This window comes from Sporomusa aerivorans, from assembly GCF_041428895.1.
GTDB lineage: Bacteria > Bacillota > Negativicutes > Sporomusales > Sporomusaceae > Sporomusa > Sporomusa aerivorans.
The window spans coordinates 5,514,412-5,539,190 of record NZ_CP156926.1 but is presented as its reverse complement, the minus strand read 5'-3'; the positions used below and the strand labels follow the sequence as shown (position 1 = coordinate 5,539,190).

At 46.8% G+C, this 24,779-nt stretch carries 23 protein-coding genes; 18 read left to right on the top strand and 5 right to left on the bottom strand.

Annotated features, from left to right (window positions below):
- Positions 1-55 precede the first annotated feature (55 nt).
- A complete protein-coding gene (locus tag SATMO3_RS26390; RefSeq protein WP_371373338.1) occupies positions 56-502 on the bottom strand; it encodes a MarR family winged helix-turn-helix transcriptional regulator in 447 nt (148 codons plus the stop codon).
- Between the two features lie 133 nt (positions 503-635).
- On the opposite strand from SATMO3_RS26390, the gene SATMO3_RS26385 reads away from it, so the two are divergent.
- A complete protein-coding gene (locus SATMO3_RS26385; RefSeq protein ID WP_371381802.1) occupies positions 636-872 on the top strand; it encodes a SymE family type I addiction module toxin in 237 nt (78 codons plus the stop codon).
- A 29-nt stretch (positions 873-901) separates the two neighbouring features.
- Here the strand turns inward: SATMO3_RS26385 and SATMO3_RS26380 are convergent, their stop codons facing one another.
- On the bottom strand, positions 902-1,837 hold the full coding sequence (locus SATMO3_RS26380) for a LysR family transcriptional regulator (protein WP_371373335.1): 936 nt from the start codon (positions 1,835-1,837) through the stop codon (positions 902-904).
- 122 nt (positions 1,838-1,959) lie between these two features.
- Here SATMO3_RS26380 and SATMO3_RS26375 point away from each other — a divergent pair, with 122 nt between their 5' ends.
- The 5 genes from SATMO3_RS26375 (at position 1,960) to SATMO3_RS26355 (ending at position 5,299) form a co-directional block, all read left to right on the top strand.
- A complete protein-coding gene (locus SATMO3_RS26375) occupies positions 1,960-2,139 on the top strand; it encodes an N-acetyltransferase family protein (RefSeq protein ID WP_371373332.1) in 180 nt (59 codons plus the stop codon).
- A gap of 134 nt (positions 2,140-2,273) precedes the next feature.
- On the top strand, positions 2,274-3,782 hold the full coding sequence (istA, locus tag SATMO3_RS26370) for an IS21 family transposase (protein ID WP_371371065.1): 1,509 nt from the start codon (positions 2,274-2,276) through the stop codon (positions 3,780-3,782).
- Positions 3,779-4,516 carry an IS21-like element helper ATPase IstB gene (gene istB / locus SATMO3_RS26365; protein WP_371371064.1) on the top strand — a complete coding sequence of 246 codons (738 nt, stop codon included), beginning with the start codon at positions 3,779-3,781 and terminating at the stop codon, positions 4,514-4,516. The genes istA and istB overlap by 4 nt, the downstream gene beginning before the upstream one ends.
- Positions 4,517-4,555: 39 nt before the next feature.
- On the top strand, positions 4,556-4,936 hold the full coding sequence (locus SATMO3_RS26360; RefSeq protein ID WP_371373329.1) for an N-acetyltransferase family protein: 381 nt from the start codon (positions 4,556-4,558) through the stop codon (positions 4,934-4,936).
- Between the two features lie 21 nt (positions 4,937-4,957).
- Positions 4,958-5,299 carry a GlpM family protein gene (locus SATMO3_RS26355; RefSeq protein ID WP_371373326.1) on the top strand — a complete coding sequence of 114 codons (342 nt, stop codon included), beginning with the start codon at positions 4,958-4,960 and terminating at the stop codon, positions 5,297-5,299.
- Between the two features lie 249 nt (positions 5,300-5,548).
- Here the strand turns inward: SATMO3_RS26355 and SATMO3_RS26350 are convergent, their stop codons facing one another.
- A complete protein-coding gene (locus SATMO3_RS26350; RefSeq protein WP_371373323.1) occupies positions 5,549-6,130 on the bottom strand; it encodes a TetR/AcrR family transcriptional regulator in 582 nt (193 codons plus the stop codon).
- A gap of 537 nt (positions 6,131-6,667) precedes the next feature.
- Here SATMO3_RS26350 and SATMO3_RS26345 point away from each other — a divergent pair.
- Positions 6,668-7,414 carry a DUF169 domain-containing protein gene (locus tag SATMO3_RS26345; RefSeq protein ID WP_371373320.1) on the top strand — a complete coding sequence of 249 codons (747 nt, stop codon included), beginning with the start codon at positions 6,668-6,670 and terminating at the stop codon, positions 7,412-7,414.
- A gap of 245 nt (positions 7,415-7,659) precedes the next feature.
- On the opposite strand, the gene SATMO3_RS26340 is transcribed toward SATMO3_RS26345, so the two are convergent.
- Together SATMO3_RS26340 and SATMO3_RS26335 are read right to left on the bottom strand one after the other, a co-directional pair.
- On the bottom strand, positions 7,660-9,402 hold the full coding sequence (locus tag SATMO3_RS26340) for an ABC transporter ATP-binding protein (protein ID WP_371373318.1): 1,743 nt from the start codon (positions 9,400-9,402) through the stop codon (positions 7,660-7,662).
- Entirely contained in the window at positions 9,396-11,213 is a 1,818-nt protein-coding gene (locus tag SATMO3_RS26335; protein WP_371373315.1) for an ABC transporter ATP-binding protein, read from the bottom strand. Before SATMO3_RS26335 ends, SATMO3_RS26340 begins: the two co-directional genes overlap by 7 nt.
- A gap of 390 nt (positions 11,214-11,603) precedes the next feature.
- Here SATMO3_RS26335 and SATMO3_RS26330 point away from each other — a divergent pair, with 390 nt between their 5' ends.
- The 11 genes from SATMO3_RS26330 (at position 11,604) to SATMO3_RS26280 (ending at position 24,750) form a co-directional block, all read left to right on the top strand.
- Positions 11,604-12,587 (top strand): helix-turn-helix transcriptional regulator, encoded by a 984-nt coding sequence (locus SATMO3_RS26330; RefSeq protein ID WP_371373313.1) that lies wholly within the window; start codon positions 11,604-11,606, stop codon positions 12,585-12,587.
- A 303-nt stretch (positions 12,588-12,890) separates the two neighbouring features.
- A complete protein-coding gene (locus tag SATMO3_RS26325) occupies positions 12,891-13,631 on the top strand; it encodes an energy-coupling factor transporter transmembrane protein EcfT (protein ID WP_371373309.1) in 741 nt (246 codons plus the stop codon).
- Between the two features lie 67 nt (positions 13,632-13,698).
- Complete coding sequence (locus SATMO3_RS26320) at positions 13,699-15,192, top strand: ABC transporter ATP-binding protein (protein WP_371373306.1); 1,494 nt, start codon at positions 13,699-13,701, stop codon at positions 15,190-15,192.
- A 12-nt stretch (positions 15,193-15,204) separates the two neighbouring features.
- Positions 15,205-15,813 (top strand): MptD family putative ECF transporter S component, encoded by a 609-nt coding sequence (locus tag SATMO3_RS26315; protein WP_371373303.1) that lies wholly within the window; start codon positions 15,205-15,207, stop codon positions 15,811-15,813.
- Positions 15,814-15,880: 67 nt separating this feature from the next.
- Positions 15,881-17,863, top strand: a complete 1,983-nt coding sequence (locus SATMO3_RS26310; protein WP_371373300.1) for a TonB-dependent receptor plug domain-containing protein — start codon at positions 15,881-15,883, stop codon at positions 17,861-17,863.
- A gap of 122 nt (positions 17,864-17,985) precedes the next feature.
- Positions 17,986-18,966: a helix-turn-helix domain-containing protein gene (locus tag SATMO3_RS26305; protein WP_371373297.1), complete on the top strand. Its 981-nt coding sequence runs from the start codon at positions 17,986-17,988 to the stop codon at positions 18,964-18,966.
- Between the two features lie 98 nt (positions 18,967-19,064).
- The gene (locus SATMO3_RS26300) at positions 19,065-19,832 is read left to right on the top strand and encodes a thioesterase II family protein (protein ID WP_371373293.1); all 768 of its coding nucleotides are present in this window, start codon (positions 19,065-19,067) and stop codon (positions 19,830-19,832) included.
- A 73-nt stretch (positions 19,833-19,905) separates the two neighbouring features.
- Positions 19,906-20,655 (top strand): 4'-phosphopantetheinyl transferase superfamily protein, encoded by a 750-nt coding sequence (locus tag SATMO3_RS26295; RefSeq protein WP_371373290.1) that lies wholly within the window; start codon positions 19,906-19,908, stop codon positions 20,653-20,655.
- Between the two features lie 189 nt (positions 20,656-20,844).
- Positions 20,845-21,660: a 3-deoxy-7-phosphoheptulonate synthase gene (gene aroF / locus SATMO3_RS26290; protein ID WP_371373287.1), complete on the top strand. Its 816-nt coding sequence runs from the start codon at positions 20,845-20,847 to the stop codon at positions 21,658-21,660.
- A gap of 119 nt (positions 21,661-21,779) precedes the next feature.
- Complete coding sequence (locus SATMO3_RS26285; RefSeq protein ID WP_371373284.1) at positions 21,780-23,759, top strand: (2,3-dihydroxybenzoyl)adenylate synthase; 1,980 nt, start codon at positions 21,780-21,782, stop codon at positions 23,757-23,759.
- A complete protein-coding gene (locus SATMO3_RS26280; RefSeq protein WP_371373281.1) occupies positions 23,731-24,750 on the top strand; it encodes a salicylate synthase in 1,020 nt (339 codons plus the stop codon). The genes SATMO3_RS26285 and SATMO3_RS26280 overlap by 29 nt, the downstream gene beginning before the upstream one ends.
- The last annotated feature ends 29 nt before the right edge of the window (positions 24,751-24,779 follow it).

The window sequence follows — 24,779 nt, the reverse complement described above, 5'->3', positions numbered from 1 at the left end:
GCCGAAAAAATTAGCCAGGCAAATTAAATAAAGAAATAAAAATCGGTGTATAATTTTATAGACCGATTTTTATTAGCAAATGCAGCAAGCAGACAGTCTCTTCATCTGTTAATTTGCTAGTGAGATTAGCACAGGCCTTCCAATAGTGCGGTAAAGCAAGATCTAGAAGATGATAACCTTTTTCCGTTATTGTAACATTAACCATTCTTTGATCTTCAAGACATATGGTTCTTGTAATCAATTGATGTTCTTCCAACCAAATTAACTGTTTGGTTACAGATGCACGTCGTATTCCAAGTTTATTGGCAATTTCCGAAGGTTGTAACGGCTGGTTCGTGCTTGTATTGTATAGTAGCAAGAGTAAAGAAAATTTGCTTTCGGAAATATTATATTCTTTCAGTGCATTATTTATAGTATCTAAAACATCATCTGATGTTTGCAGTAACACTTCTCCCAACTGTGCGCGTATACTCGGGGGAATTGTGGCACTCTGTTTTTTCATAGGTAAATTCCTTTAATATTTAGTTTGCCAGGCTAATTAATAGTATAAAGATTAAAGATAAAAATGTCAAGGAACGTTTTTGGCGATTTTTGTGTATTGTTTGGCTTTTAATGCCATTATTTCGTGAGCTGTTATCATCAACACAGAGGGGATAGGAGGCAAGGATTATATCCCATACGCTCGAATTCTGACTGTCTATTATACACACCTCAATCATGGTAAAGACAGGTGGCCGCTTATCCGGCTGCAGGGCAAATGGCTCCAGGACCTTGGTTTTTTAAGCGGGGCAAAAATCGCCATTGAAGAGCACGACGGTGCATTGCTTATTAAAGCATTACCTGATGACAAGAAAGATAAGCAATGCATGTAAGCGCAGATAATGTCCCGCCGCCGGGCTTCTCACGATATCACACCGGAGCCATCTTTTGGCGCAGACTTTTTTAAAGCAGTTGTTAAAAAATCAATATAAACTATAAGCTCCTCCGGCAAAAATACATCGTTTCGTTTTACCAAGCCCAGTTGAAGCAGATTGCCTTCTGCTAAGGGGATAGAAATAATATTAGGGTCCATGTAATCGTTCACAATACAGCCAGTTCCTAAATTATAGCCATCTGTGTTTGCAAGAAGATTATTCATTGCACCTCGGTCCTTCAGATAGACTATCTTCTCAATATTATCCACATCAATAACTTCTTCTGCAAAATGGAGCAGTACATCGTCCTGCTGGTAAGTCAGATACGGATAGTTTCCTAATTGCTCTAAAGTAATTGATTTGAGATGGGCTAGAGGATGTTCTTCTCGAAGAAAGACGTGCTGCTTCAGTGAAGCGAGGGGAGTAAATATTAGTGATTTTGAGATGAAGTAACGCTCAAAAAAATTCTTGTTTAAATCGGTAAGAGATAAAATTCCAAGAATACTTTTGCTTGTATACACGTCATCAATCACATCAGTTGTCTTTCCTTCCCGGATTGTCAGCTCATATTTCCGTTCGGCGAAATAATCCATTAGATTTGCCACAGCCTCTATAGCAAAACCGTAATGTTGAGAAGAAATAGAAAACTTTGTTAAGTCCGTTGACTTCTGCTTGTTAAAATGATAGACGACGGACTCCAGTTGTTCCAGCAGCATTTTAGCGTAAAATAATAAATCCATGCCATCTTTTGTAAAGACGACCCCTTTGTTCGTTCTATCTAAAATGGTAACTCCCAGCTCGTTTTCCATTTCCTGTACTGCTTTACTGATGCTAGGCTGTGTCACATAAAGGGCAGAGGCAGCTTTGCTAATAGAATTATGCTTGGCAATCTCTACAATATACCGAAATTGTTGAAGCGTCATGTCCGCACCGTCCCTCAAACTATTCTGCGAAATGTTCTGCCATAACTTTATTCTATAGCAAATGCTTAATAGGGTCAATTTTACGTTTTGCAAGACAAGGGTTAAAATATAGAAAAACGGTTTTGAAAGGAATTGAAAAAATGATAAGGGAAGCAAATGAAAAAGATTTAATATATATTCTAGAAATTTATAATGATGCTATATTGACCACAACAGCAATCTATGATTATAAGGCTCATACTCTTGATGATAGAATACAATGGTATGAAAAAAAGAAACAAGATGGGTATTGTAAATGGTAAACTAAAATACAGAGTTTTAAGCCAGTAGAACTACAAACTTTCTCGCCACAAAGCACACAGTTTTTCGCCAATAACTACACAGTTTCCAGTCAGCTGATACAATAGAAGCACGCTGAGTATGGAGGCTGCTAGAAATGAAGGGATATTCTGTGTATAGCAAAATACATCAACTAAAAGAACGCGGATTCCGAAAAGATACCGTGGCGAAAAGTCTTGGCATCAACTGGAGAACAGTGGACCGCTACTGGAATATGACGGTGGATGAGTATGAATCTAATGTCGCCACGGTCTGCAAGGTCAGGCTGCTAGACGATTACCAGGACACAATCATCAGCTGGCTACGGGATTATCCTACGCTTAGCGCAGCACAGGTTTGTGATTGGTTAAAAGAACACTACAGCGCGACCTTTAGCGAACGAACGGTCTCTCGGTATGTAAAGAACCTGCGGAATGAGTATGATCTGCGCAAAGCACTCAATCAACGAGATTATGCAGCTGTTCCTGAATTGCCAATGGGGCAGCAATTGCAAGTAGACTTTGGCGAGAAGTGGCTGAAAAATGTAGACGGTGGCCGCATCAAGGTCTATGCTGCAGCTTTTGTTCTGGCACATTCCCGTTTTAAATATGCCGAATTACAGAGCCGCCCCTACACCGCTTCGGATTTGGTGCGAGTATGTCACCAATGCTTCAGGTATATGGGCGGAATGCCGCAAGAGATGGTTTTTGACCAGGATAGTATCGTTTGCGTGGCAGAAAATGCCGGTGATATCATACATACTTATGAATTTGAAAAACTTCGGCAGGAGTGCAAACTGAGTATTTATATGTGCCGTGGTGCTGACCCTGAAAGCAAGGGGAAGGTGGAAAGCACCGTGAAATATGTGAAAGGCAATTTTCTGGAAAACCGGCTTTACGTGGATGATGATATTCTAAACAGCAGCTGCCTGGATTGGTTGGAGCGTACCGCAAACGCAAAAATTCACGGAACAACAAAGCGTGTGCCTGCCGAAGTATTTGCCGAAGAACGGGAATACTTACGGCCGCTGGTCGATTGCGCAGAAAATAACGGCGCTCACCTATGTAGAACTGTCCGCAAGGACAATACCGTTATTTATGACAGCAACCGTTATTCCGTTCCACTTGGCACTTACAATGCGCAAAAAGAGGTTTGTATTGTGCCCAAAGATGGCATTTTATACATTCAGACTGTATTTGGCGATCGCATTTGCCAACATCGCATTTCCAACGGTCGGGGTCTGCTCATCCAAAGCAGAAGCCACCAGCGCGACAGAACCAGCTCTCTGAACCAGATGCAGGTTGCACTGGGTACGCTTCTTCTTGCCAAGGCGGATGACTTTCTCCAAACGATCCGTACAGAGAAATCCCGGTATGCCAGAGATCAATTTAAGCTGATCCATACGCTCTGCGACCAATATGCTGTAGACGCTGTCCTGGAAGCTGTAGGTTTTTGCCAGTACAGTAACCTTTACAGCGCGAATTACATAAAAGACTATCTGGAACACAATGCCTTTAAACAACCCCAGCCGCCAGAGTTGCCCCTTCCGATGAGCAATGCAAAGTATCATGTGACAACGCAAAAGCGCTCGCTTGATGTCTATGCCAAGGAAAGTGGTGACCGATGATGATGCGGCCAATTGACCGGGTAACTGGACTACTTTCTGATTTACGCATGACTCCCGTGGATTTTGAAGCACTTTTTGCAGGTAAAAATTCACTAACACCCGTGGAGAGTGTAGAACTGTTTTTACTGGAACAGCAACGGCTTCGAGTACAAAAACAGAATCTGCTACGCCGCCGCAGAGCAAGCCTGCCTGCTGAGAAAACCATGGATTCTTTTGATTTCGGTTTTCAACGCAGTGTTTCCAAGGAACAGATGTTGCGGCTAAGTGATATGACGTGGGTTGAACAAGCATACAATGTTTGCTTGTTGGGGCCTCCCGGCGTTGGTAAAACCCATCTTGCTTTGTCCCTGGCGGTGAAGGGGCTGAACTTGGGTTATGCAGTGGCGTTTGAAACCTTGGATACCCTTATGAAGATTCTAAAAACGTCCGAAATTTCCAGAGCCAGCAAACGTCGACTCAGATATTTAAGTAAGGCTGCTCTGGTGATTGTTGACGAAGTTGGGTTTATGCCACTCTCCCCGGCAGAGGCTAATTTATTCTTTAGCTTTGTGTCTTCTATGGCCGAGCGTACTTCGATGATTATTACATCAAACAAAGGGTTCGACGAGTGGGCTGAGTTCCTTGGCGATGCAACGATTACAACAGCCATTCTTGACCGCCTAATCCACCACTGCGAGATTATCAATATGACTGGTGACAGTTATCGCTTAAAGCACCGCAAAAGTATTACTTGAAAAACTCTGCACTTTGTGGCGGAAAACTCTGCATTTTGATTGACTGCTTACAGGTATCCACTGTTAGTCTTTGAAAAAAGTGATAAAGTTGTTGCCTTTGCTACTTTTGGTCCTTTTAGAGCTTGGCCGGCATATAAATATACAATAGAGCATTCTGTGTATGTTCACAAGGATTATAGGAATGAGGGTATTGCAACAAAATTAATGCAGGAAATAATAAAAATTGCTAATGCAAGAGAATACGCAACACTTGTTGCTGGAATTGATGCATCAAATGAAAATAGTATTAAAATGCATGAGAAGATGGGATTTAAATTCTCGGGTGTAATTAAAAATGCAGGGTTTAAATTTGATAAATGGCTAGACCTTGCATTTTATCAACTGGATCTGAACGGACCGAAAGTGCCTACAGAAGGATAAATTCAGAAAGAAGAGATTCTATTGGATTTAGTTATTAAATGCGTTATAGCTGTTATTATTATGGGCATCGTGCATTATATATCAAAAACAGAAAATTATTATGTTGCTGGATTAGTATTAAGTTTCCCGGGCTTAAGTATTCTTGCTTATTATTTCATGTATATTGAACATGGAGCTTCAAAAGTTCGTGAAACAATATGTTTTGCTATAGTTTCGGCAATACCTTTTGTAATTTTTCTTTTAGTATTAAATTTTACCTTGAAAAATTATAATATATGTAATTCGATTTTAATATCAAGTATGGTTTGGTTTTTTCTCTCATCAATCTTAATTATAGTGTGGAAAAAATTTCAGCTGATTTAATAGGCGTGGAGAACATTAAAGATGTTTAGCGGTATAGGCCCATTCAGAGAGCCGTATTCTTGTCCGAATTGTCCAAAGACACAAAAGATGGACTGTTTCAGTCCATCTTCCGGGTTCTGCCATATCATCCCGCTAACTGCAAATGTAGAAGCTAGCGGAACCATTGCAAAGCCTTTTTTGTCATTTTCATAGCAAGTTGCCAGCAACGCAGCTGAACTGCTTTTAGTAAATTTTCATTGTAGTGGTGTTTTACACAATCCAATAGCCGGTCAATGATATTTCGAAAGCATCTTCCTCGATCCCCAGGATGTGTACTAATAGAGATTGGGCCATTTTTGCTTTGCTGGCAAAGATGTCAGGCGGGTCTTGAAATAAAATGGCTTCCCACACACAAGCTAAGGTACTCCAGAAAAAAGCAAGAGCTTGTTGCTGACAGGCCACATGCATGGATCCTTCCTGATTGCCTTGTTGAATTATTTCAGCAAGCAGCGGGTTAAAGATGTCTTCAACTAAGAGTCGCCAGGTTTTGTAATACAGATTAAGATGTTCTTCAGCCCATAAGCTTTTAAAAAGAATATTAGGCTCTTTAGGCAGAAACAGGCGTTCAATAAACAATTCCAGCTTGGGTAAGGCTTTGCACCGATTGCTTTCCAACTTGAAAGAAGCGGCCATTTCAGTGGCCCAGCGGTTGCAAATTGCCTGTACAATAGCTTCCTTGGAAGGATAATAGTGATAAAAAGTGCCTTTTGCGGCGCCGGCTTTTTTGGTAATATCAATAATCATCGTTTTTTGATAGCCAACGGAGCGAAACAGATCCAGTGCTGCATTCATCAGTTCGGTCCGCCGGACTTCAGCTTCTTTTATGATTCTTGTAATAAAGTGTACCTCCTAACCGGTATTTCCGATCCTATTGCAAACAGATGGAAATGGTAGTAATAGTCAATAATGACCTGGGTCAATTATAATTTTATATAACCAGTATTTGTATTGTCAAGGAGAATAGTTATGAGTAGATGTGTAAAATCGTAGAGAAAAATTCTATGTACCGATTGACGGAAAATATTCAATTTCGCTACTTTTTTCTTGACAATTCAGATTATATTTTTATAAAATTATATTGACCAGGGTCAATGATGGTGTTCTCGAATCGGAAATACTGGGTATAAAGAGTTTGTCGTTACAAAATTTTAATACTGGATTTCCCGTGAATTATACAAAGTTTTTGCCGCCAAAGTGAAGATTGAATTGTGATAGGTAAAATCTTTTTTTTTGTCTCATGATTGACCTGGGGCAATTTATCGGCTTTGCACATATATACGAAGGAATCATCAGGGAAACAGTCAACTCAAAAAAAGGAGGAAATCAGTTATGCAGAGTGAAATTGCGCAGAGGCTAAAACTCAAGTATTCGCCAGTAGCCATTTTATTTACCAATGAGAAACCGCAGGGTGCTTTAGAGTTTAAGGAAGGACGCTGGGGGTGTGTTGCCGCCATGTTAACCGCAGCTGCCAAGGGACGCCGGGCTGTTTTCAGCCGTACTACGTTTGGCTGTGAGGGGGGCGGCATCGGCTTAGGACTGTTCCATCAGTATTCAGAAGGCATGGAGTACTTTCTGTCTACAGGAAAAGACGGCTTGACTCCGGTAAAGGGAATACGCGAACCGGAGGGTTTCAAAAAAACACCTGAACTGGCAAAAGCCTGGATGGGATCGGTTCCTAGTATTGATATACCGGAACAGTATATTGTATTTACGCCACTGTCTGAAGTGGATACCGCCAAAGAAGAACCGAAAGTAGTTGTGTTTTACGCCAATCCTGACCAATTGACTGCGCTCATTGTTTTGGCCAATTATGGTCGTCCCGGCTATGACAGTGTTATTGCACCCTTTGCGGCCGGTTGCCAAACTACCTGCCTGTTTCCCTGGAGTGAGGCAGCCAAGGAACGTCCGCGGGCTGTTATTGGGATGACGGATGTTTCGGTACGTCCTCATATCGACGCCGATCTCTTATCCTTCAGTGTGCCGTATGTTATGTTCAGAGAGATGGAAGACAATGTGCCGGGCAGTTTTCTTGATAAGCATGAATGGAAGAAAATAGCTGAGCGGATTCCAGGCTGATATATTATTGATCTGCTAACCGGCTAAGTTCTGTAGCGGAATATTTCCGCTACAGAACTTTTTTTATTGGTGACAAGTCCTGTAATAGTACATTGGGATGGTTTAGGTCTAATAAAGTTAAAACTGATATCTATTTTGAGAATCTGTCCAACTAGGATCGAAACATTGTACGACCGCTTATGTATGCCTGTATCCTGGAGAAAGACGACAGAAAACAAAAATAAGGGATCCATTGGCTAACTTTTTTATGCAGAAATACGCCAGCCATTTGTTTTCATCTGCAGCTCCCATAGACGGGCATACAGCCCCTTGTTTTCAAGTAGCATTTCGTGGGTTCCCTGCTCAACGATTTGTCCTTTATCCAATACTACGATATTATCTGCTTTCACAACGGTTTTCAGCCTATGTGCAATCATAATCACGGTCCGGCCTTGAATTAAGCTGCTGATGGCATTTTGCATTTCCAACTCATTTTCCGGGTCAAGAGAAGAGGTAGCTTCATCCAGGAGAATGACCGGAGCGTTTTTGAGGATGGCCCTCGCAATGGAAATACGCTGCTTTTCGCCGCCGGAAAGCGTAGAGCCGCCTTCGCCCACCATGGTGTCGTACCCTTGCGGAAGTTTGGCAATAAAAGTGTGACAGCAGGTTACCCGGGCAGCCGCTTCGATTTCTTCCCGGGTGGCATTTTCGCGCCCGTAGCGGATGTTGTTGGCGATGGTATCGGCAAACAGGTAGACGTCCTGAAAGACCATGGAAATTTTTTTCATAAGCTGCTCCGGATCTATTTCGCGCTCATCGCTGCCGCCAAACAGTACTTTACCCCTTTGCGGATCGTAGAACCGGGCAATCAGACGAAGCAGCGTGCTTTTGCCGCTTCCCGAAGGGCCAACGATGGCGGTCAGGGTTCCTTCCTGCAGCTCTAACGAAATATTATCCAAAACAATGTTTTGATTATAGCCGAAGGTAACGTTTTCAAACCGGATGTCATGCTGCTCCGGCGGTTCTTTTACTCCTGTCATGCCAGGCTGCTCCAGCAGGTTTACAATGCGTTCACCCGCCATGACGTCGTATTTAAATGCCGGCAGACGCATGATAGCGACCGATAATGGATCAAAAACATGAGTACCCACCAGCAAAAACAGAGCAAGCAAAGGTACTGTTATTTCCCCGCCTAAGATGAGATAAACACCGACAATAGTAATTAAAGACAAGCCTGTTTGCATAAAGGCGATGGCGACTAGAAAGAACGGCCCCAGTATGCCTTCCAGCTTGATGCTTTCCTGCATATAGAGATGAAAGGACTGTTCAAGTCTTTTGAAGTTTTCGCCGCGCAGGTTGTATGCCTTGATAACTTTCATGCCCCAAAGATATTCCTGTAAACGGTTGGACTGAGTGAGTTTGGCTTTAGAATGTCTTTTCCCGAGTCTCTGCTCCAAACTGGAGACTCCCCACAGAATCATTACGGCAATGGGAAAGCCGGCAAACATCGCCACAGCCATTCGCCAGTCCCAAAAAACCAAGCCTAGAAAAGTCAGGGCAGGGACAACAATTCCGCTTACAAGCTGCGGCAAAATATTTGTCGCAGCATTTTCTGTCTGGGTAAAATCGCTCATCATCATATTGCCCAGTTCGCCGGGGTCCTTGCTCATAAGAAAACCAAGCGGGAGCTTGCGAATGTGTTCGGCCAGATTTGCCCGCCCTTCGGCCGAAGACTGGTATGCTGTGCGGTAGGTGGCGCGGTAAGACATCAGTTCACAGACAAACACTAAGACAAGGAATAGCAACATACCTCCCCAGGCAAGCCACATGCCTTGTATATTCAGGAATGGCTGTTCCTGTGCGTAGTATGCATAAAGTATGAATACCGCTGCCGCCATGCAGCCGAAGGGAAACATATTGGCCAAATTGGCAAGAACTGCCCAGCAGATGGGTTTTAGGAGTTTTCTGGGATTGCCGGCAGTGATATTATGCAATTGCTTCATCAGCATGCGAATACCTCCTTTGCCTGTACGTGATCAATTTGCCAGTCAGAGGAGGATGTATAGGCGTCCCACATCCTCTTATACAAACCGCCATGGGAAAGCAGCTCGCTATGGGTGCCTGCATCGACAATCTCCCCTTCTTTCAGAAGAAGGATTTGATTGGCGTCGCGGATGGTCGTCAGGCGATGGGCGATGATCAATACGGTTTTATCCTGGATGAGTTTTTGCAGGGCAAGCTGCATCTGAACTTCATTTTCCGGGTCGGCATAGGCTGTAGCTTCGTCCAGAACAAGAATCGGAGCGTTTTTCAGAATCGCCCGTGCGACTGAAACCCGTTGTTCTTCGCCGCCGGAAAGATACACACCGCCTTCGCCGATCGGTGTGTCATAGCCCTGGGGTAAATGCTCAATAAATTCATGGCATTGCGCAGCCTTGGCCGCCGCGTACACCTCCTCTTTCGTTGCCGCCGGCTTACCCACCAGAATATTGTTGAACAAGGTGTCCGAAAACAGGAAAGTATCCTGGAACACGAAGGACATGGCAGCCATCAGGTCGTTTGTACTCATGTTCCGGATGTCCACGTCGCCGATCGTGATCCGCCCTTTAGGAACATCCCAAAACCGGGGGATGAGCTGGGCAATGGTAGATTTGCCGGAGCCGGAGGGCCCCACCAGCGCCGTGATCTTTCCCGGGGGAGCTGTAAAGCCGACATGCTTCAAAACCTCCATACCGCCTTGGCCGCCATAGGAAAAGGATACATCGTGGAACCGGATCTCATAGGAGGAAGGCTTTTGACAGGTTTCCGGCTCCGGTATAGTTTTTTCCGCCAGTATTTCATCAATGCGTTTCACACCCTCCTCGATTGTGTTAAGGGTGGAGGCGAGAGTATTAAGTTTGAAGACCGGTACGGTAATGCCCGGCGTCAGAATGAGAAAGAACATCAGTGTTGTGGCAAAAGCCATATTGTCGGGAACTGCACTGATGAAAAAAAGTCCCACAGGCAAAATAAAAGTTGCCAGCGATAATATAATGGTTTTAAAGGCTACATAGCCGTTTTGGAAATTGTCGGTGTACTTTACGCTAAAGTCTCTGTATTTAATCATGTCGTCATAGAACTTCCGGAACGAGTGGACAGTCTGCCCGAATATTTTAATGGATGGCATGCCCCGCATATACTGAATGGAGGAGATATTGATGTTTTCCAGAGCGTCAAAATACTCCTTTAGGCCTGCCTTGGCTTTTTTGCCGGCCATCATGGAGTATTGAGCGGCAAAACCAAGCAGCATGGGGATGACACAGGCCAGGGCAAACCAGATGTTCAGGGAAAACATGGTTATAATGATTGCCGCGAGCATTACAGCGGTATTTATCAGATCAGGCAACTGATGGGCGATAAAAAGCTCAATTCGGTCTACATCCAATTCAACAATTTTTTTGATTTTGCCTGTGGCATTTTTATTAAAATAGCCAAGCGGAAGAGCGCCGATATGATCCGATAACCTTACCCGGATGCCGTACAGGATTCGAAAGGCGGCAATGTGCGAGCACATGCCCCCAATATACATGAAGGAATAACCCAACACCATCCCGAGAGCGCCCCAAATGCCCCAGTTTATGATGTAGGCAGCGTCCACAGCTCCGAGGTCCGCCGCATGCTGTAAAAGTTCGGCCAGCACATGATACACCGCTATATAGGGAACCAACATCAAAAATACGCTTATGGTAGACAAAATTCCTGACCAAGCAAGCAACGGCTTCTTTTCACCGGCAAGCTCTAAAAGTCTTGCGATGCCTGTTTTGCCTTTTTTTTCTTTCATGAGTGCCACTCCTTTTTGTTTAGTTTTAATTCGTGACTGGAATACGCTTACGATAGTAAAGGGCCTTGTTATGAGCTACGTACGTGGGAATGTGCAGGTGCTAATGTGTGAACCAATGCTCTTATTAACTTGAATAGTGATCCAAAAAATGTTAATATTGATAATGATAATCATTTTGAATAACTTTATCTTACCTATCGCTGACGTGTGTAGTCAATGTAAATACCGTAAATGTGTCTGAATAAGACATATTATTGTCCGATTGCGGTATTAACCACGTTTTCAAGGATTTTTATACGTAGTTACTCATTGTGCTAGCAAAAGCAGGACTGTGATCTTTCATGGTTTGACTACTCAGAGCTTAATTTCGTATATTCAAAGGAGAGGGCTATGCATGGATTGAAAATGGATAGACAAAATAAAGCAGAAGTAGAAGAGCACTGGTTGTTTTATAACGACAGGCCGTATTTGATGTATTCCGCCCAAAGTAATATCAACTGCTCCCCAATACCCCCGCAATTTGGCCATGGGCATGTGCGGCAGCTGCTAACCAGTTCTTTTGCTCAGGTCAAGGACTCGGAACTTACATTTTGTGAAACAGTGCGAGGCGGCGCTAAGTTTAGCATTCCACGCATTGTGCTGTATTTTTGTCTGGCGGGAGAAATTGTTCTGGAGGATAAAGAACAGGTTATCGACACTGCTAATTTTCTTGCTTTCAGCGCAACCGACCTACAGCGCGTAATGTTTAAGCCAAATCTCCGGCATAGGATTGTCACCGTGGAAATCTATCCCGACAAACTCAGGGATCTCAGGGGGGACTGCTTATCAGCCGCATTACGCAGCTTGCAAATACCAAACAAATTTTTCTTCACCCATAAACTGTCACCGGCCATGAAAATCATTTTGCATCAACTGGCCCATTGTCCTTATCATGACCCGGTACGCACCATCTATATGGAAGGGAAGCTGCTTGAGCTTATGGCAGTTTATTTAAATGAGACCATCTATCAGAAAGAAACGCTGCCAAGCCGTTGCTCCAACCTTTCCCGGCAGGATGTAAAAAGTATTTATAACGCCAGGCAAATTTTGGATCAAAACTTTATCTCGCCGCCAACCCTTGCCGGTTTGTCCAAATTGATTTGCCTGAATGAATTTAAATTAAAGAATGGTTTTAAGCAGCTGTTCGGCCAAACCGTGCATTCTTATGTTGTGAAGAAAAGGCTGGAACTGGCCAAGCAGTTGTTTGAGGAGAAGAATGTGAATGTAGGGGAAGTGGCTGCCTACATCGGTTATTCAAATGCCAGTTACTTCGCACTGGCATTTCGTAAGAAATTTGGCCTTAGTCCGAGTGAGTACCTGGCGCATAGGGAATAGTTTAAGAGAGTCAATTCACGATTGTATCATTTTTGGTACAGTCGTTTTTTATTTTTGCTCCTTCTCGATAAAGTAGACTTAGCCGGTCTTAACTCCCACTTGTAGAAGTGAGGTCTTAGAGCGGGTTAGTCGCCGGATAGAGACGCCAGGGATGCGCCAGCGGTCCTAAACGGTAGTTGGCGTAAGAAAATCCGTTTACTGTTTATTTAATCCGTTTAGAGGTAGATTGATCTGGATATTTTTGGTATGATTTACAAGTGATAGAGATAATCATTATCATTAAATGGAGCGGAGGTGAAATTAGTGGATGGTACCGTTGTCTTTAAAGCTGCCAAGCCAGATCCCCGGGTATGGATGTTCCTGGTCGTTATTGTATCTTTATTGACCTTCTTATGCGGGAGCCGCCTTGAGCTTTTTATTATGTTTGCGATACTGGCCGTAATCATGGTTTTTCAAAAGATGATAGTAACGGCCGGCTACTTTTTGGCTTGGTATACGGCCTTACTGACAGTCAATGAATTTCTTTGGCTTATACCCATACAGCCAATCAGTATGATTATTGCGATGATTATTTTACTATTATTCCGGCTCATACCTGTTTACATGGCCTACATGATCCTGCTGGAAAAGACACCTATGAATGAATTGATTATTGCCTTGGAGCAGATGCGTGTTTCCAAGATGCTGATTATTCCATTGGCTGTGGTCTATCGTTATATACCTACAGTGAGGTGTGAAATTATGTATGTCAAAGATAGTTTGAAAATGAGGGGCCTGAAGCCATCGTTTACCGGTATGCTTTTACACCCGGTAACGACAGTCGAAAAATTTATGGTTCCCTTGCTGATTCGCAGCGGCAAACTGGCCGATGAGCTGGCGGCGGCGGCGTTATGCAAAGGGTTGGACGCAGAACACCTGAGGACGTCCTGTGGCGGGGTTAGTTTTAATAAGCAGGATGCCTTCTGCTGCATTGCATGCGCGGTGGTTGCCGTGACCTTCATTATTTTGCACTATCATAACCTCTTTGACAGTTTCATTTGGTAGAAAGGAGAAAACCCTTGCGAGACTTAGGACTGATACCAGGGCGGGGAAAGGGCCGGAAGCAGACGTTATGACGGAAACCATGCCGCAACAGGATGATAGTAGACTGAAAAAAACAGTGATTCAACTCCGGAATGTGCATGTTACCTACAAAAATAGCAGCCAGGAAAGTCTTACGGGTTTTACCCTGAATGTAAGAAAAGGCGAATTCGTAATCTTAACAGGCAAGAGCGGTTGTGGGAAAACAACGGTTACCCGCTTGACCAACAGTTTAATACCGAACTTTTTTGACGCTGAGTTACAGGGGGAAGTACTTGTCGCCGGTCTGAACATAAAAACGGCCTCTATTCGCGATATATCACGCAGGGTAGGATCGGTTTTTCAGGATCCTCGCTCCCAGTTTTTTACTTTGCATGTTGGCAGCGAATTGGCATTTCCCAGTGAAAACTACGGTATTGAAAGATGCACGATGCAAGCCAAAATAAAAAAAACCGTCCAGGATTTAACCCTTAACGGGCTGATGACAAAATCTATTTTTGCGCTGTCCAGCGGCGAAAAACAAAAAATAGCGGTAGCATCGGTTTATGCATTAGAGCCTGAGCTTTATGTTTTGGATGAACCCTCCGCGAATTTAGACTCAGTGGGAACTGATCAGCTTCGCGATATCTTGCGCACACTCAAAGACAAAGGCCATACCGTCATTGTTTCTGAACACAAGCTTGCCTATCTGGAAGATTTGGCTGACCGTGTGGTTTTTATGGAAAACGGACAAGCGCAGGAGGATTTTAGCGGCAAAGATTTTTTTGCAAAGCCGGGCCAGTGGTTCCGGGACAGGGGACTGCGTTTCGCAGGTAAGGCCGGCCGGCTGGCGGAAGTCAAGACGCTCCACCAGCAGGAAGGCAACCAGCTCCCTTATTTGCAGGCAACGGCTGTATCCTTTGGTTATAACCGTGGAAAATCAATTCTGGATAATATTTCGTTAAGCGCGTATTGTGGTGAAATTATCGGCATCATGGGGAAAAACGGAGCTGGAAAAAGCACTTTGATACGAGTTTTGATGGGACTGGAAAGACAAAAGCGGGGAGACATACTTATTCAGGGAAAGACGGCCGGGAGAGAGGCGCGAATCCAAAATTCGTTCTATGTTATGCAGGACGTGGATTACCAGCTTTTCGCCCCCAGCGTATGGGAAGAGATGTTGTTGGGTTGTAAAGCGTTTCCTGACATTACGGAACGGGCAGAACAATGTCTGCGTTTTTTTCAGCTGGAAGCCTATAAAGAGACCCATCCCGCCTCTCTTTCGGGCGGTCAAAAACAACGCCTGGCGATTGCGTTGGCCTGCATGCGCAATGCTAAGCTTTTGTTTCTGGATGAGCCTACCAGCGGCCTGGATGGCGAGAACATGATAAAAGTCAGCCGGATCATCAGAACACTGGCGCAGGAAGGACGGTGTATTTTTGTTATTTCGCACGATCAGGAATTTGCGGCAAGTACCTTTGATAAAATCCTGTATCTGACGGAAGATGGCAAGCTGACCGGTTACGACGGCAATAACCACAAATAAGGGGGGAAGGTAATGCTAGCGGCAACAAGGCATAACAGTCAGACGGTCCGATATTTAATCACTATCGGCATTTTCAATGCCTTAATCATTGGAATTTTTATGCTGATGGGTTTTACCATTGGACTGATTCCGGTAGTTTTAATTTTTATGCCGGTTATTTTAGCAATTCCAGGAGGAATCATCTTTATGTTGATGCTTGCGAAAGCGCCGATGCCAGGGGTTTTTGTCATCAGTGGCGCCATACTGGGACTGGTCTTTTTAAATATGGCCCCGGCCGGTGTGTTTGGCTTAAGCATCTTCCTGGGAGGAGTTCTGGGCGAATTTGTATGCCGCTATATGGGGCGGGAAAAGTTTAGTGCGAGGACAGCTGGTTTTGTTTGCTACATGCTGGGGTTTGCCGTAGGGGAAAGCTTTCCGCTTACTTTCATGAAAGACGCCTATGTGGCGCAGCAGGCGGCCAATGGTACAGAGCAAATGGCCATACTGCAGGAATGCCTGCAGCTTATGAACCCGACAATGCTTGGCGTGATCTGCCTGCTTACGGCGGTTACGGCCTGCCTGGGCAGTTTATGGGGAAAACGGCTGCTGCACACGCATTTTAAAAAAGCCGGCATTGCCTAAGCGGCGAAAGCCGCCAACTAAAAAAATATATAGTTTGTCTGTTTTAACATTATGATGGGGTGATAGTGTGAGGAGAAAGCAAAAACAGCGTTTAGTCGGTGCACTGGTCGGTTGTACAGTACTGTTGGCCGGAGCAACGGCCTATGCAGAAGAGCAGGAATTCAGCCTGGACGAGTATGTGGTGACCGCCAACCGGATGCCGGTCAAAAAAACGGAAACGGCGGCCAGTGTAACAGTCATTACCCGGGAGGACATCGAAAGGAGCGGCGCGGTCAATGTTCCCGATGTTTTGAAAAATACCACCGTGACCATCCAAAAAGACCGGACGGCCAGCGTGCCGACGCTCAACGGCGATGTGCGCGTACTGGTGCTGGTCGACGGCCGGGAGGTCAACTGGAAAGGCGGCGGCATGCATATGGGCCAGTCCGGCGCCGATCTCGATTATTTGCCCAATGTGGACAGCATCGAACGGATTGAAATCGTCCGGGGGCCGGCTTCCGCCCTGTATGGCAGCGATGCGGTCGGCGGCGTCATCAATATCATTACGCGGAAAAGTTCCGGGCCGTCCACCCGCTATACGGCGGAAGCCGGCAGCTGGGGGCTGCGCCGCTACAAACTGGCGACCGAGGACAAAATCGGCGACTGGAGCTTTCGGCTCAATCTGGAGCGGGAACGCCAGGACGACTATCACTATCACAGTGGCTACAGCGGCGACAAGGACGCCAGAGCCGTCAACACGGATCTGAACCAGGATAAGCTGAACTTCCGCCTGGACAAGGACTTTGGCCGGGATCGGTCGCTCACTCTGACCGTTGACCATACCGACGGCCGGAAAGGTTTTAACGTCATGCCGGACTACCATGCCTTTGTTGATTCCGGCGGTGGCACCAATTATTTCGCCAATATCGTCAAGACCTATGTAGAGAATAATGTTTCTTTGACTTATAGCTGGAATCAGGGCGAACAGGCCAATAATTTTATCCGCCTGTACCGCAACTATTTGACCTATGACTACAATAATCATATGAATATGTACTATCCGGATTATTATTTCAACGGCCTGTCCTATACCAACCAGGCCGATGGGGCGGAATGGCAGCAGACCTGGAAAATAAGCGACCGCTATACCCTGCTGGGCGGCGCTGCCTGGCGCCAGGTTACCGCCGATTCCCTGGAGTACGCGATTCCCTTTATGGGAGTCACCGGCTATACCTACAATGACAAAAAGATTTCCAACCGGGCTTTCTTTCTGGAAAATAACTGGCGGCTGCCCAAGGACTGGTCACTGTCCGCCGGGACCCGTTATGACGATTACACCCTGTTCGGTTCCAAAGTCACGACCCGGGTCACGGCTAACCGCAAACTTAATGACTCTACCAATCTCTATGCCTCCTGGGGCCAGATATTCAAGACCCCGTTTATCGCCGATGTCTATGGCGGCGGCTTCATGGTGCCCAACCTGAATCTCAAGCCGGAAACCGGCGATGTGATCACCCTGGGGCTGAACACCCGTCTCGCGGCCGGGACCGAACTCCAGGCCAGCCTGTTCAGCAGCCGGCTGGAAAATGCCCTTGACTACATTACGGTCGGCACCAACAAGTACCAGTGGCAAAATGTCAATGAGCTGAAAAGAAAGGGACTGGACTTGAGCCTGAAACACCGCTTATCGCCGCAGTGGCAGGTAACGGCTGGCTATTCGTATACCGACATCAAGGAAGAAGGAGCGACCCGGCGGGACGAGTTCAGCAATAATGAACCGCATGGCTACCGCCTGGGACTGCAGTACGGCCAGGACAAATGGAATGCCGATTTTTCACTCCGGGGCGCGACCGGCCGCAGCCGGCAGGCATATTCCGCTTCCGACTACTGGGTGGCCGATGTGGGGGTCAATTACCGGCCCGATTCCCTTACCCGCATTTATGTGAAAGCCTACAACCTGACCAATGAAGCCTATGAGCTGCATGATTCGTACGGGGACGCCAGCGGCTTTACCGGACTCTATCCGATGGCGGGCCGGCAGATTGTTTTTGGTGTTGAGCAACGGATTTAGAGGCAGGGCAATTAGGGTAAAAAAATTCCTGGATAATGACAGTGCTGGCCTTTGCGGCGGAATGCAGCTGGAAACTGATTTGAAAACTTTTACAGTGCGGCTGACCGCATGAAGCAGCGGTGGTGGTAACAATAAAAGATTTACAAAAGGATATGTATGAATCCTTCCTGCTAGAGAGCGGCTTTTACCGTGATACCAGCAATGAGGGATTCAGCCGGGAAGGGACCTGTTTTAGGCTTTCACCGGAAAAGGGTAAAGGACATTACTGGGTATATACATTTGCCAATCTGTTTTCCATTTCGGTTTTGGATTTTGTCTTTTACGAGGACTTTTTTGTGGAATATCCGCAGCCCAGGTATTTAGACATCGGTTATTATGAATCGGTTTCCGGCGAGCAGTTAGAACCGTACAAACGCCTCGCCTGCTCCTGTATACGGGGGCATATCGGCAACAATAATCTGTATCAGGCGCTATATCATAAAAACATTCCGATCCGCTCCACCAGCATTTCCATTATGCCGGAATATTACGAGGATTATCTGCGCGCAAAATACCCGGGGGAGTATGAGAACCCCCAACAGGCGTTTAGCAGCGTGGATGGCTCCACAGATTTTCCGGAATTGGTATTTTTGCTAAAGCAAATAAAAAAATGCCGGTTTACCGGCATAGCGGCCAGATTATATTTTGAAGGCAAAGTAACGGAAGCGATTTCTCTTATCGTGCAAAGAACCAGGGAAATACAACCGGTTAATACGGTAAAAAGGATTTCGCAGCCGGATCTGGAGGGTCTGGAAGTTGTTGCGGCCTATATAGACGATCATTTCGACCGGACGATTCATCTGGAATCGCTGGCCAAAATCGCCTGTATGGGAACCACAAAGCTAAAATACACATTCAAGGAAGTCTATAAAACGACGGTATTCGATTACATCCTCAACAAGCGAATGAGTCAGGCTGAGCATTTGCTGGCAAATACCGATCTGAACATTAATCAGATTTCTCAATGTGTTGGCTATAAAAAGGCGAGCAGCCTTGCTGCGGTCTTTCGAAAAAAAAACGGATTGTTGCCGAATGAATACCGGCGGTTGGCGATGCAGCAATAGCTAAGATCAACCTGGCGTACGGTTGCCGCACTCATATGGGCTTGTAGCAAAGCCAGGGTGTGGCAGCAGCTCAAATCTAGGAGAACTGAGGAAACAACATGAAACTGCAAACAATGGTCACTCCGTGGCTGCTTAGCTGTCCGGCGCCTCAGGATAAAATCCGCATGTTCTGCCTGCCCTATGCAGGCGGAGGCGCCTCCATTTACCGGGAATGGGCAAAGTCCCTCACGGCTGATGTGGGAGTATACCCAATACAGCTGCCAGGCAGGGAAAACCGGATAACGGAACCGCCGTTATCTGCAATGAGTGAGCTGGTAGCGGCAATTTCCCAGGCGATTGTTCCATACTTAGAGCGCCCCTTTGTCTTTTTCGGTCACAGCCTGGGAGCGCGAATTGCGTTTGAACTGGCCCGGCATCTTCGCCGCAGGTGGAATATCCAGCCTTGCCGCCTGATCGTTGCCGGCAGCCGTGCGCCGCACCTGGCGGAGCCCAAGCCGCTTCACCAGCTGCCGGATGCTGAGTTTGTACAGGAACTGCGCCGTTTTTCCGGAACACCTGAGACAATTTTGCAAAACAGAGAACTCATGGACTTGTTTATGCCGGTTCTGCGCGCGGACTTTACTGTTGATGAAACCTATGTCTATTCGGCAGAATCGCCCCTTGCCTGTCCGATTTCAGCATTCGGCGGCACCGAGGACCGGGAGGCAAGCCGGGAAGAGATTAAAGCATGGGCGGGTCATACCTACGGCGTTTTTACTGTTGAACTGGTCAGGGGAAATCATTTTTTTCTCCAGACGGGAAGGGAGTTGCTTTTGCGATCGGTGTCGCAAATTCTTTTGCAGCATTTGCCAGCGACAGGCGGGTAATTAGTAATCCGAAAGAAGTCACTGGGATATTTTGCTACTACAGATCAAAATGGGAAAAGCAGGAGGGGAGGAGTTGGCCAATAACAGCATAGCCTGCCCGCAAGTCCGCATAACCCAGTTTGATGAAGGACAAATGAATTCCGCTGCGTTCCTGTCACTGCCGGCTGGTGAAGTACACCTTTGGCTGATATGTATACAGGCATTTGAAGCCAGAAGCAAAGAACTGGGAGAGTTTTTGAACGAAGCGGAAATAGACCGCATGCAACGATTCCGTTTTCCGGGGGACAGGCTGCGCTTTGTTGTAACACATGGGATACTGCGGCTATGCATCGGGCGATACCTTGAGCTTTCTCCCCGGCTGGTTGGTTTCCGGAGCGGTTGTAACGGCAAGCCTGAGTTACATGGATACTGCGGCGAGGCGGAGATCTCTTTCAATATTTCCCATTCGCATAATCTGGCGGTTCTTGGCTTCACGAAATTTCGCAGTCTCGGTGTTGATGTGGAGCATATCCGGCCTATACAGGACTTTTATGAAATTGTCAGTCATTATTTTCATCCCCGGGAAAGAGTGGCGCTGCAAAGCCTTTCCCCTGGCGAGCGGCACAAGGCGTTTTTCGCTTACTGGACATGCAAAGAGGCCTTTGTCAAGGCGACAGGGGAAGGGCTGAGCCGTTCCTTGGATTCTTTTTTCATTTCCCCTGTCGGGGGAAATGAAAAAAGAATCCTCACACCAGGCGGCGACGGGATAAGGCCGGCACGCTGGAAAATTATTTCATTCAGGCCTGCCCGGGACTACGCCGGCGCTGTTGCGTTCGCCGTATAGTCTGCGTGATTTAAGCGCTCAAGCCCGGGAACTACGGCTGGAGTGGCAAAAAATTAATGAGAAAGCATGAGGCGTGGTTGAGAGCCTCTTTCAATATAAAAAGCATATTGTCCCGCTTTACTGAGTGATAGCTGCTTCACCGTGAAATTAAGAGTGGTTTTAAACTGATTACTGCGAGGGGGTAATAAAGTGGAGGCGTTAGTAAAAATAAAAAAGCAGCAAGATGATCATAAGACAACGATTGCTTTTGGCAACACAAGCATAGGGGGCGGGAAGTTCGCTATTATTGCGGGTCCATGCGCCGTTGAAAATGAAGAGCAAATCTTTATGACCGCAAAACTGATTCAAAATCTGGGGACGGTATTTATGCGGGGCGGTACATTTAAACCGCGGACCATACCGTATTCTTTTCAGGGCTTAGGTGTTGACGGCTTATACCTGTTGGGAAGGGCCAGGCAAAAATACAATCTTATCGTTAATACAGAAGTTATGAGCACGGACATGGTGGAACTGGCAGCAAACCATGTGGATATTCTGCAAATCGGCTCAAGAAACATGCAAAATTTTGATCTATTAAAAAAAGTGGGCAAAACCAGTACGCCGGTCATTTTAAAGCGGGGCCTTGCGGCAACGATACAGGAGTGGTTAGGGGCAGCGGAATACATTATGAATGAAGGCAACCAAAATGTAATACTGTGTGAGCGGGGCATAAGAACCTTTGAAAAATATACAAGAAATACCTTGGACTTGAGCGCCGTGCTGGCAGTAAAGCAGATTAGCCATCTGCCTGTTATCGTGGATCCAAGCCACGGTACCGGCAGAACGGACATGATCCTGCCAATGGCAAAAGCAGCGATGGCTATTGGCGCGGACGGTATTATGGTGGAGGTGCACCCAAATCCGGGCCAGGCGTTGTCGGACGGCGAACAATCGCTAACCTTTGAACAATTTGAAAATCTGACAGGCGAAGTAGCAAGACTCAAAAAAGTCTTTAATTATAACTAGTTTTCTACTCAGTCCTATTTAGAAAAAATGTCTGTTACTATAGCGTAAGCTGTCGGGCCGGAACTGCTGCGACAGAAAGAGCAGGTAGATCATCAATAACTATTGTGGGAGGCGCTAGAATGAACGCGTACCAGGAACGGCTGACTGCCGCTGAGAAACAATACGAACAACCCGGTTTTTGGGAACCATTAACTCTTGGGCAGCAATTAAGAGTATGGGCTGAAAAATATCAAAACAGGATTGCGCTTGTTGAGGACGGCGCCAGACTCACCTATTGGGAACTTGACCGTAAAGCTGATGAACTGGCCGCCGGATTTTTTCATATGGGAATAAAAAAAGGCGACAATGTGATTGTACAGCTCCCGAACCGCATATCCTTCGTGGTTACTTGCTTTGCCCTGTTCCGTGCCGGCGCTGTGCCGGTGCTTGCTCTGCCTGCTCACCGGGAGGGCGAGCTTGACGGAATCTTCGCGCTGGCAAAACCGGTTGCCTATATTATACCGACAACTTTTCTGGGTTTTGATTATAGAAAAATGGCGGATCAACTGCTGAAAAAGCATCCGTCCGTAAGATTCCTTATTACCGATGGTAAAAGTGACGGCAGCGTCAACCTGGCTGATATCAGCAGGCCGCCGGCAAACCTGGAAGCACCTTTCTACCGGGACACGGCCCTCTTGCTTTTATCCGGCGGGACCACCGACATTCCCAAGCTGATTCCCCGGACGCATACTGATTACGCCTATAATGCCAAAGCTGCCGCAGACCGCTGCCAACTGAACCAGCAAAGCGTTTATCTTGCCGTTTTGCCGGTTGCGCACAACTTTCCCCTCTGCTGCCCCGGCATCCTGGGAACACTGTCAGCCGGCGGCAAGATCGTCTTGTGCACCACCACAAGCTCTGATGAAGCCTTTCCCCTTATTGAAAAAGAGCGGGTGACCATCACCGCGCTTGTACCGGCGATGGTCAATCTGTGGCTTGAGGTACGGGAGTGGGATACCGCGAGCGACCTCTCCAGCCTTGAAATCCTGCAGGTAGGCGGCGCTATGCTGGATGAAAACCTTGCGAAACGCATAATGCCGGCACTGAAATGCCGGCTGCAGCAGGTTTTCGGCATGGCGGAAGGACTCATTTGCTGCACTTCGCCGGACGACCCTGATGATGTCATCCACAGTTGCCAGGGACGCCCCATTTCGGCGGGGGATGAAATACGCATTGTCGGCCAGGACGGAAACGATGTTGCGGCAGGCGAATATGGCGAACTGTTGGTGCGAGGCCCTTACACCATCAGCGGCTACTACCGGGCGCCCGAGCAGAACCGCAAGGATTTCACCCCGGATGGTTTTTATCGTTCCGGGGATAAGGCGAGAATCACGCCGGCGGGGAATATCCAGATCGGGGGACGAATAAAAGAGCAAATCAACCGGGCCGGTGAAAAGATTATGCCGGCTGAAATCGAGTCCTATCTATGCCTGCACCCGGAGATAAAAGCCGCCGCCTTGATCGGACTTCCCGATGAAACTCTGGGAGAGAGAAGCTGCGCCTATGTGCTAACCGACCAGCGGCAGCTCAGTCTTACCGACATTCATAAATTTCTGCATGACCTGGGAATTGCGCGCTACAAAATGCCGGATCAAATTGAATTACTGGATTTCTGGCCGCTTACCAGTGTCGGCAAAGTTGACAAGACAAAACTGAAAACCATGGCGGCAGGAGCTGTCCGCACTACAGAAGCTTACCCGGCGGCCTACCGGGAAGAAACAATTGAATTTACCGGTGATGCTCATTATACGGCGGCCGCAATTATTGAATCCGGGATTTTTGCCGACTATCTCCTTTATGAAAATAAGGAAGAATTATCCCTGGGGCTGGGAATTCATGCCATACTAACGGTTGATTCCGCCCATACAACCCTAAAAGCCAATAATAAAACACGGCAGTTTGAAAATGGGACATTAAGCGAGACTATTGACCGGGCCTTCGCGTCAGTTCCGCTTAAAAACTGGCGTGCTTACGGGGTTGCCAACTTTGGACTGGCTCGCTATAATCACAACCTGCCGCTGCTGGCTGAGGATGACTGCCCTGCAACTGTTTATTCCTGAATTTGAAGTGCGGTTTACTCAAGGCAATATTCTGTTAAGAGCACTAAGAGAAGACCAATTGGCCGAGGTTGGCACTGCCGTAAAAATGCTGCTGGCCGGAGGACATAATAAAATTTTCGCAACCGGCCTTGCCCAAAGAGTGGGCAGGCAGAAGCTGGACGCGCCGTGGGTAAATACGCATAACGCAGAAGAATATATGAGAACCGTGGCCGGCGCTGTGCAGGAAATTGGGGAGCGCAAATATCATAAAGTGATTTTGTCCAGAAAAATCCCGCTTAACCGGGAACTCGACATGGCCGCCAGTTATCTTGCCGGCCGAAAGGCCAACTCGCCTGCGCGATCTTATCTTCTCAGCTTCGGCGGTTTGCAAGCGGCCGGGTTCAGTCCGGAAACAGTTGCTGAAGTCGACGCCCAAGGCTGGGTAAGCACCCAGCCGCTTGCGGGAACACGCGCCAGCGGCGGCAGCGACGAAGAGGAGCGCAGGCTCAGAAATGAACTCTTGCATGACCCGAAAGAGATTGCCGAACACGCGGTTTCCGTAAAGCTGGCGTTTGAAGAGCTGCGAAGCGTTTGTGAGGCCGAAACCATTGCCGTGAGTGATTTCATGTCAGTTGCCCACCGAGGGACTGTTCAACATATCGCTTCCCGGTTAAAAGGAAAACTGAAAGCCGGTTATAACTCATGGCATGCCTTTAACGCCCTCTTCCCTGCCGTCACCGCTTCCGGGATTCCCAAAAGGGAGTCGATTGAAGCCATCGGCAGATTTGAGCCTCATTCCCGCAATCTCTACAGCGGCTGCGTCCTAACTTTTGACAGTGATGGTGCCCTGGATGCCGCTCTGGTGCTGCGGACCATTTTTCAAAAAGATAACAATGCCTGGCTCCATACCGGTGCCGGCATAGTTGGCATGTCCGTGCCAGCCAGGGAACTGGAGGAGACGCGGGAAAAATTAAGCAGTTATGCCAGGCAGCTGGTGTGCCGTCAGTCGTAAAGGGACACCGGCGGTAAAGAGAGGGCCGG

What these genes read in the sequence shown, in the direction of transcription:
- SATMO3_RS26390 (WP_371373338.1), bottom strand. Translation starts at nt 502, where the DNA reads ATGAAAAAACAGAGTGCCACAATTCCCCCGAGTATACGCGCACAGTTG.
- SATMO3_RS26380 (WP_371373335.1), bottom strand. Translation starts at nt 1,837, where the DNA reads ATGACGCTTCAACAATTTCGGTATATTGTAGAGATTGCCAAGCATAAT.
- istA (WP_371371065.1), top strand. Translation starts at nt 2,274, where the DNA reads ATGAAGGGATATTCTGTGTATAGCAAAATACATCAACTAAAAGAACGC.
- istB (WP_371371064.1), top strand. Translation starts at nt 3,779, where the DNA reads ATGATGATGCGGCCAATTGACCGGGTAACTGGACTACTTTCTGATTTA.
- SATMO3_RS26350 (WP_371373323.1), bottom strand. Translation starts at nt 6,130, where the DNA reads ATGAATGCAGCACTGGATCTGTTTCGCTCCGTTGGCTATCAAAAAACG.
- SATMO3_RS26345 (WP_371373320.1), top strand. Translation starts at nt 6,668, where the DNA reads ATGCAGAGTGAAATTGCGCAGAGGCTAAAACTCAAGTATTCGCCAGTA.
- SATMO3_RS26340 (WP_371373318.1), bottom strand. Translation starts at nt 9,402, where the DNA reads ATGCTGATGAAGCAATTGCATAATATCACTGCCGGCAATCCCAGAAAA.
- SATMO3_RS26335 (WP_371373315.1), bottom strand. Translation starts at nt 11,213, where the DNA reads ATGAAAGAAAAAAAAGGCAAAACAGGCATCGCAAGACTTTTAGAGCTT.
- SATMO3_RS26330 (WP_371373313.1), top strand. Translation starts at nt 11,604, where the DNA reads ATGCATGGATTGAAAATGGATAGACAAAATAAAGCAGAAGTAGAAGAG.
- SATMO3_RS26320 (WP_371373306.1), top strand. Translation starts at nt 13,699, where the DNA reads ATGACGGAAACCATGCCGCAACAGGATGATAGTAGACTGAAAAAAACA.
- SATMO3_RS26315 (WP_371373303.1), top strand. Translation starts at nt 15,205, where the DNA reads ATGCTAGCGGCAACAAGGCATAACAGTCAGACGGTCCGATATTTAATC.
- SATMO3_RS26300 (WP_371373293.1), top strand. Translation starts at nt 19,065, where the DNA reads ATGAAACTGCAAACAATGGTCACTCCGTGGCTGCTTAGCTGTCCGGCG.
- SATMO3_RS26285 (WP_371373284.1), top strand. Translation starts at nt 21,780, where the DNA reads ATGAACGCGTACCAGGAACGGCTGACTGCCGCTGAGAAACAATACGAA.
- SATMO3_RS26280 (WP_371373281.1), top strand. Translation starts at nt 23,731, where the DNA reads ATGACTGCCCTGCAACTGTTTATTCCTGAATTTGAAGTGCGGTTTACT.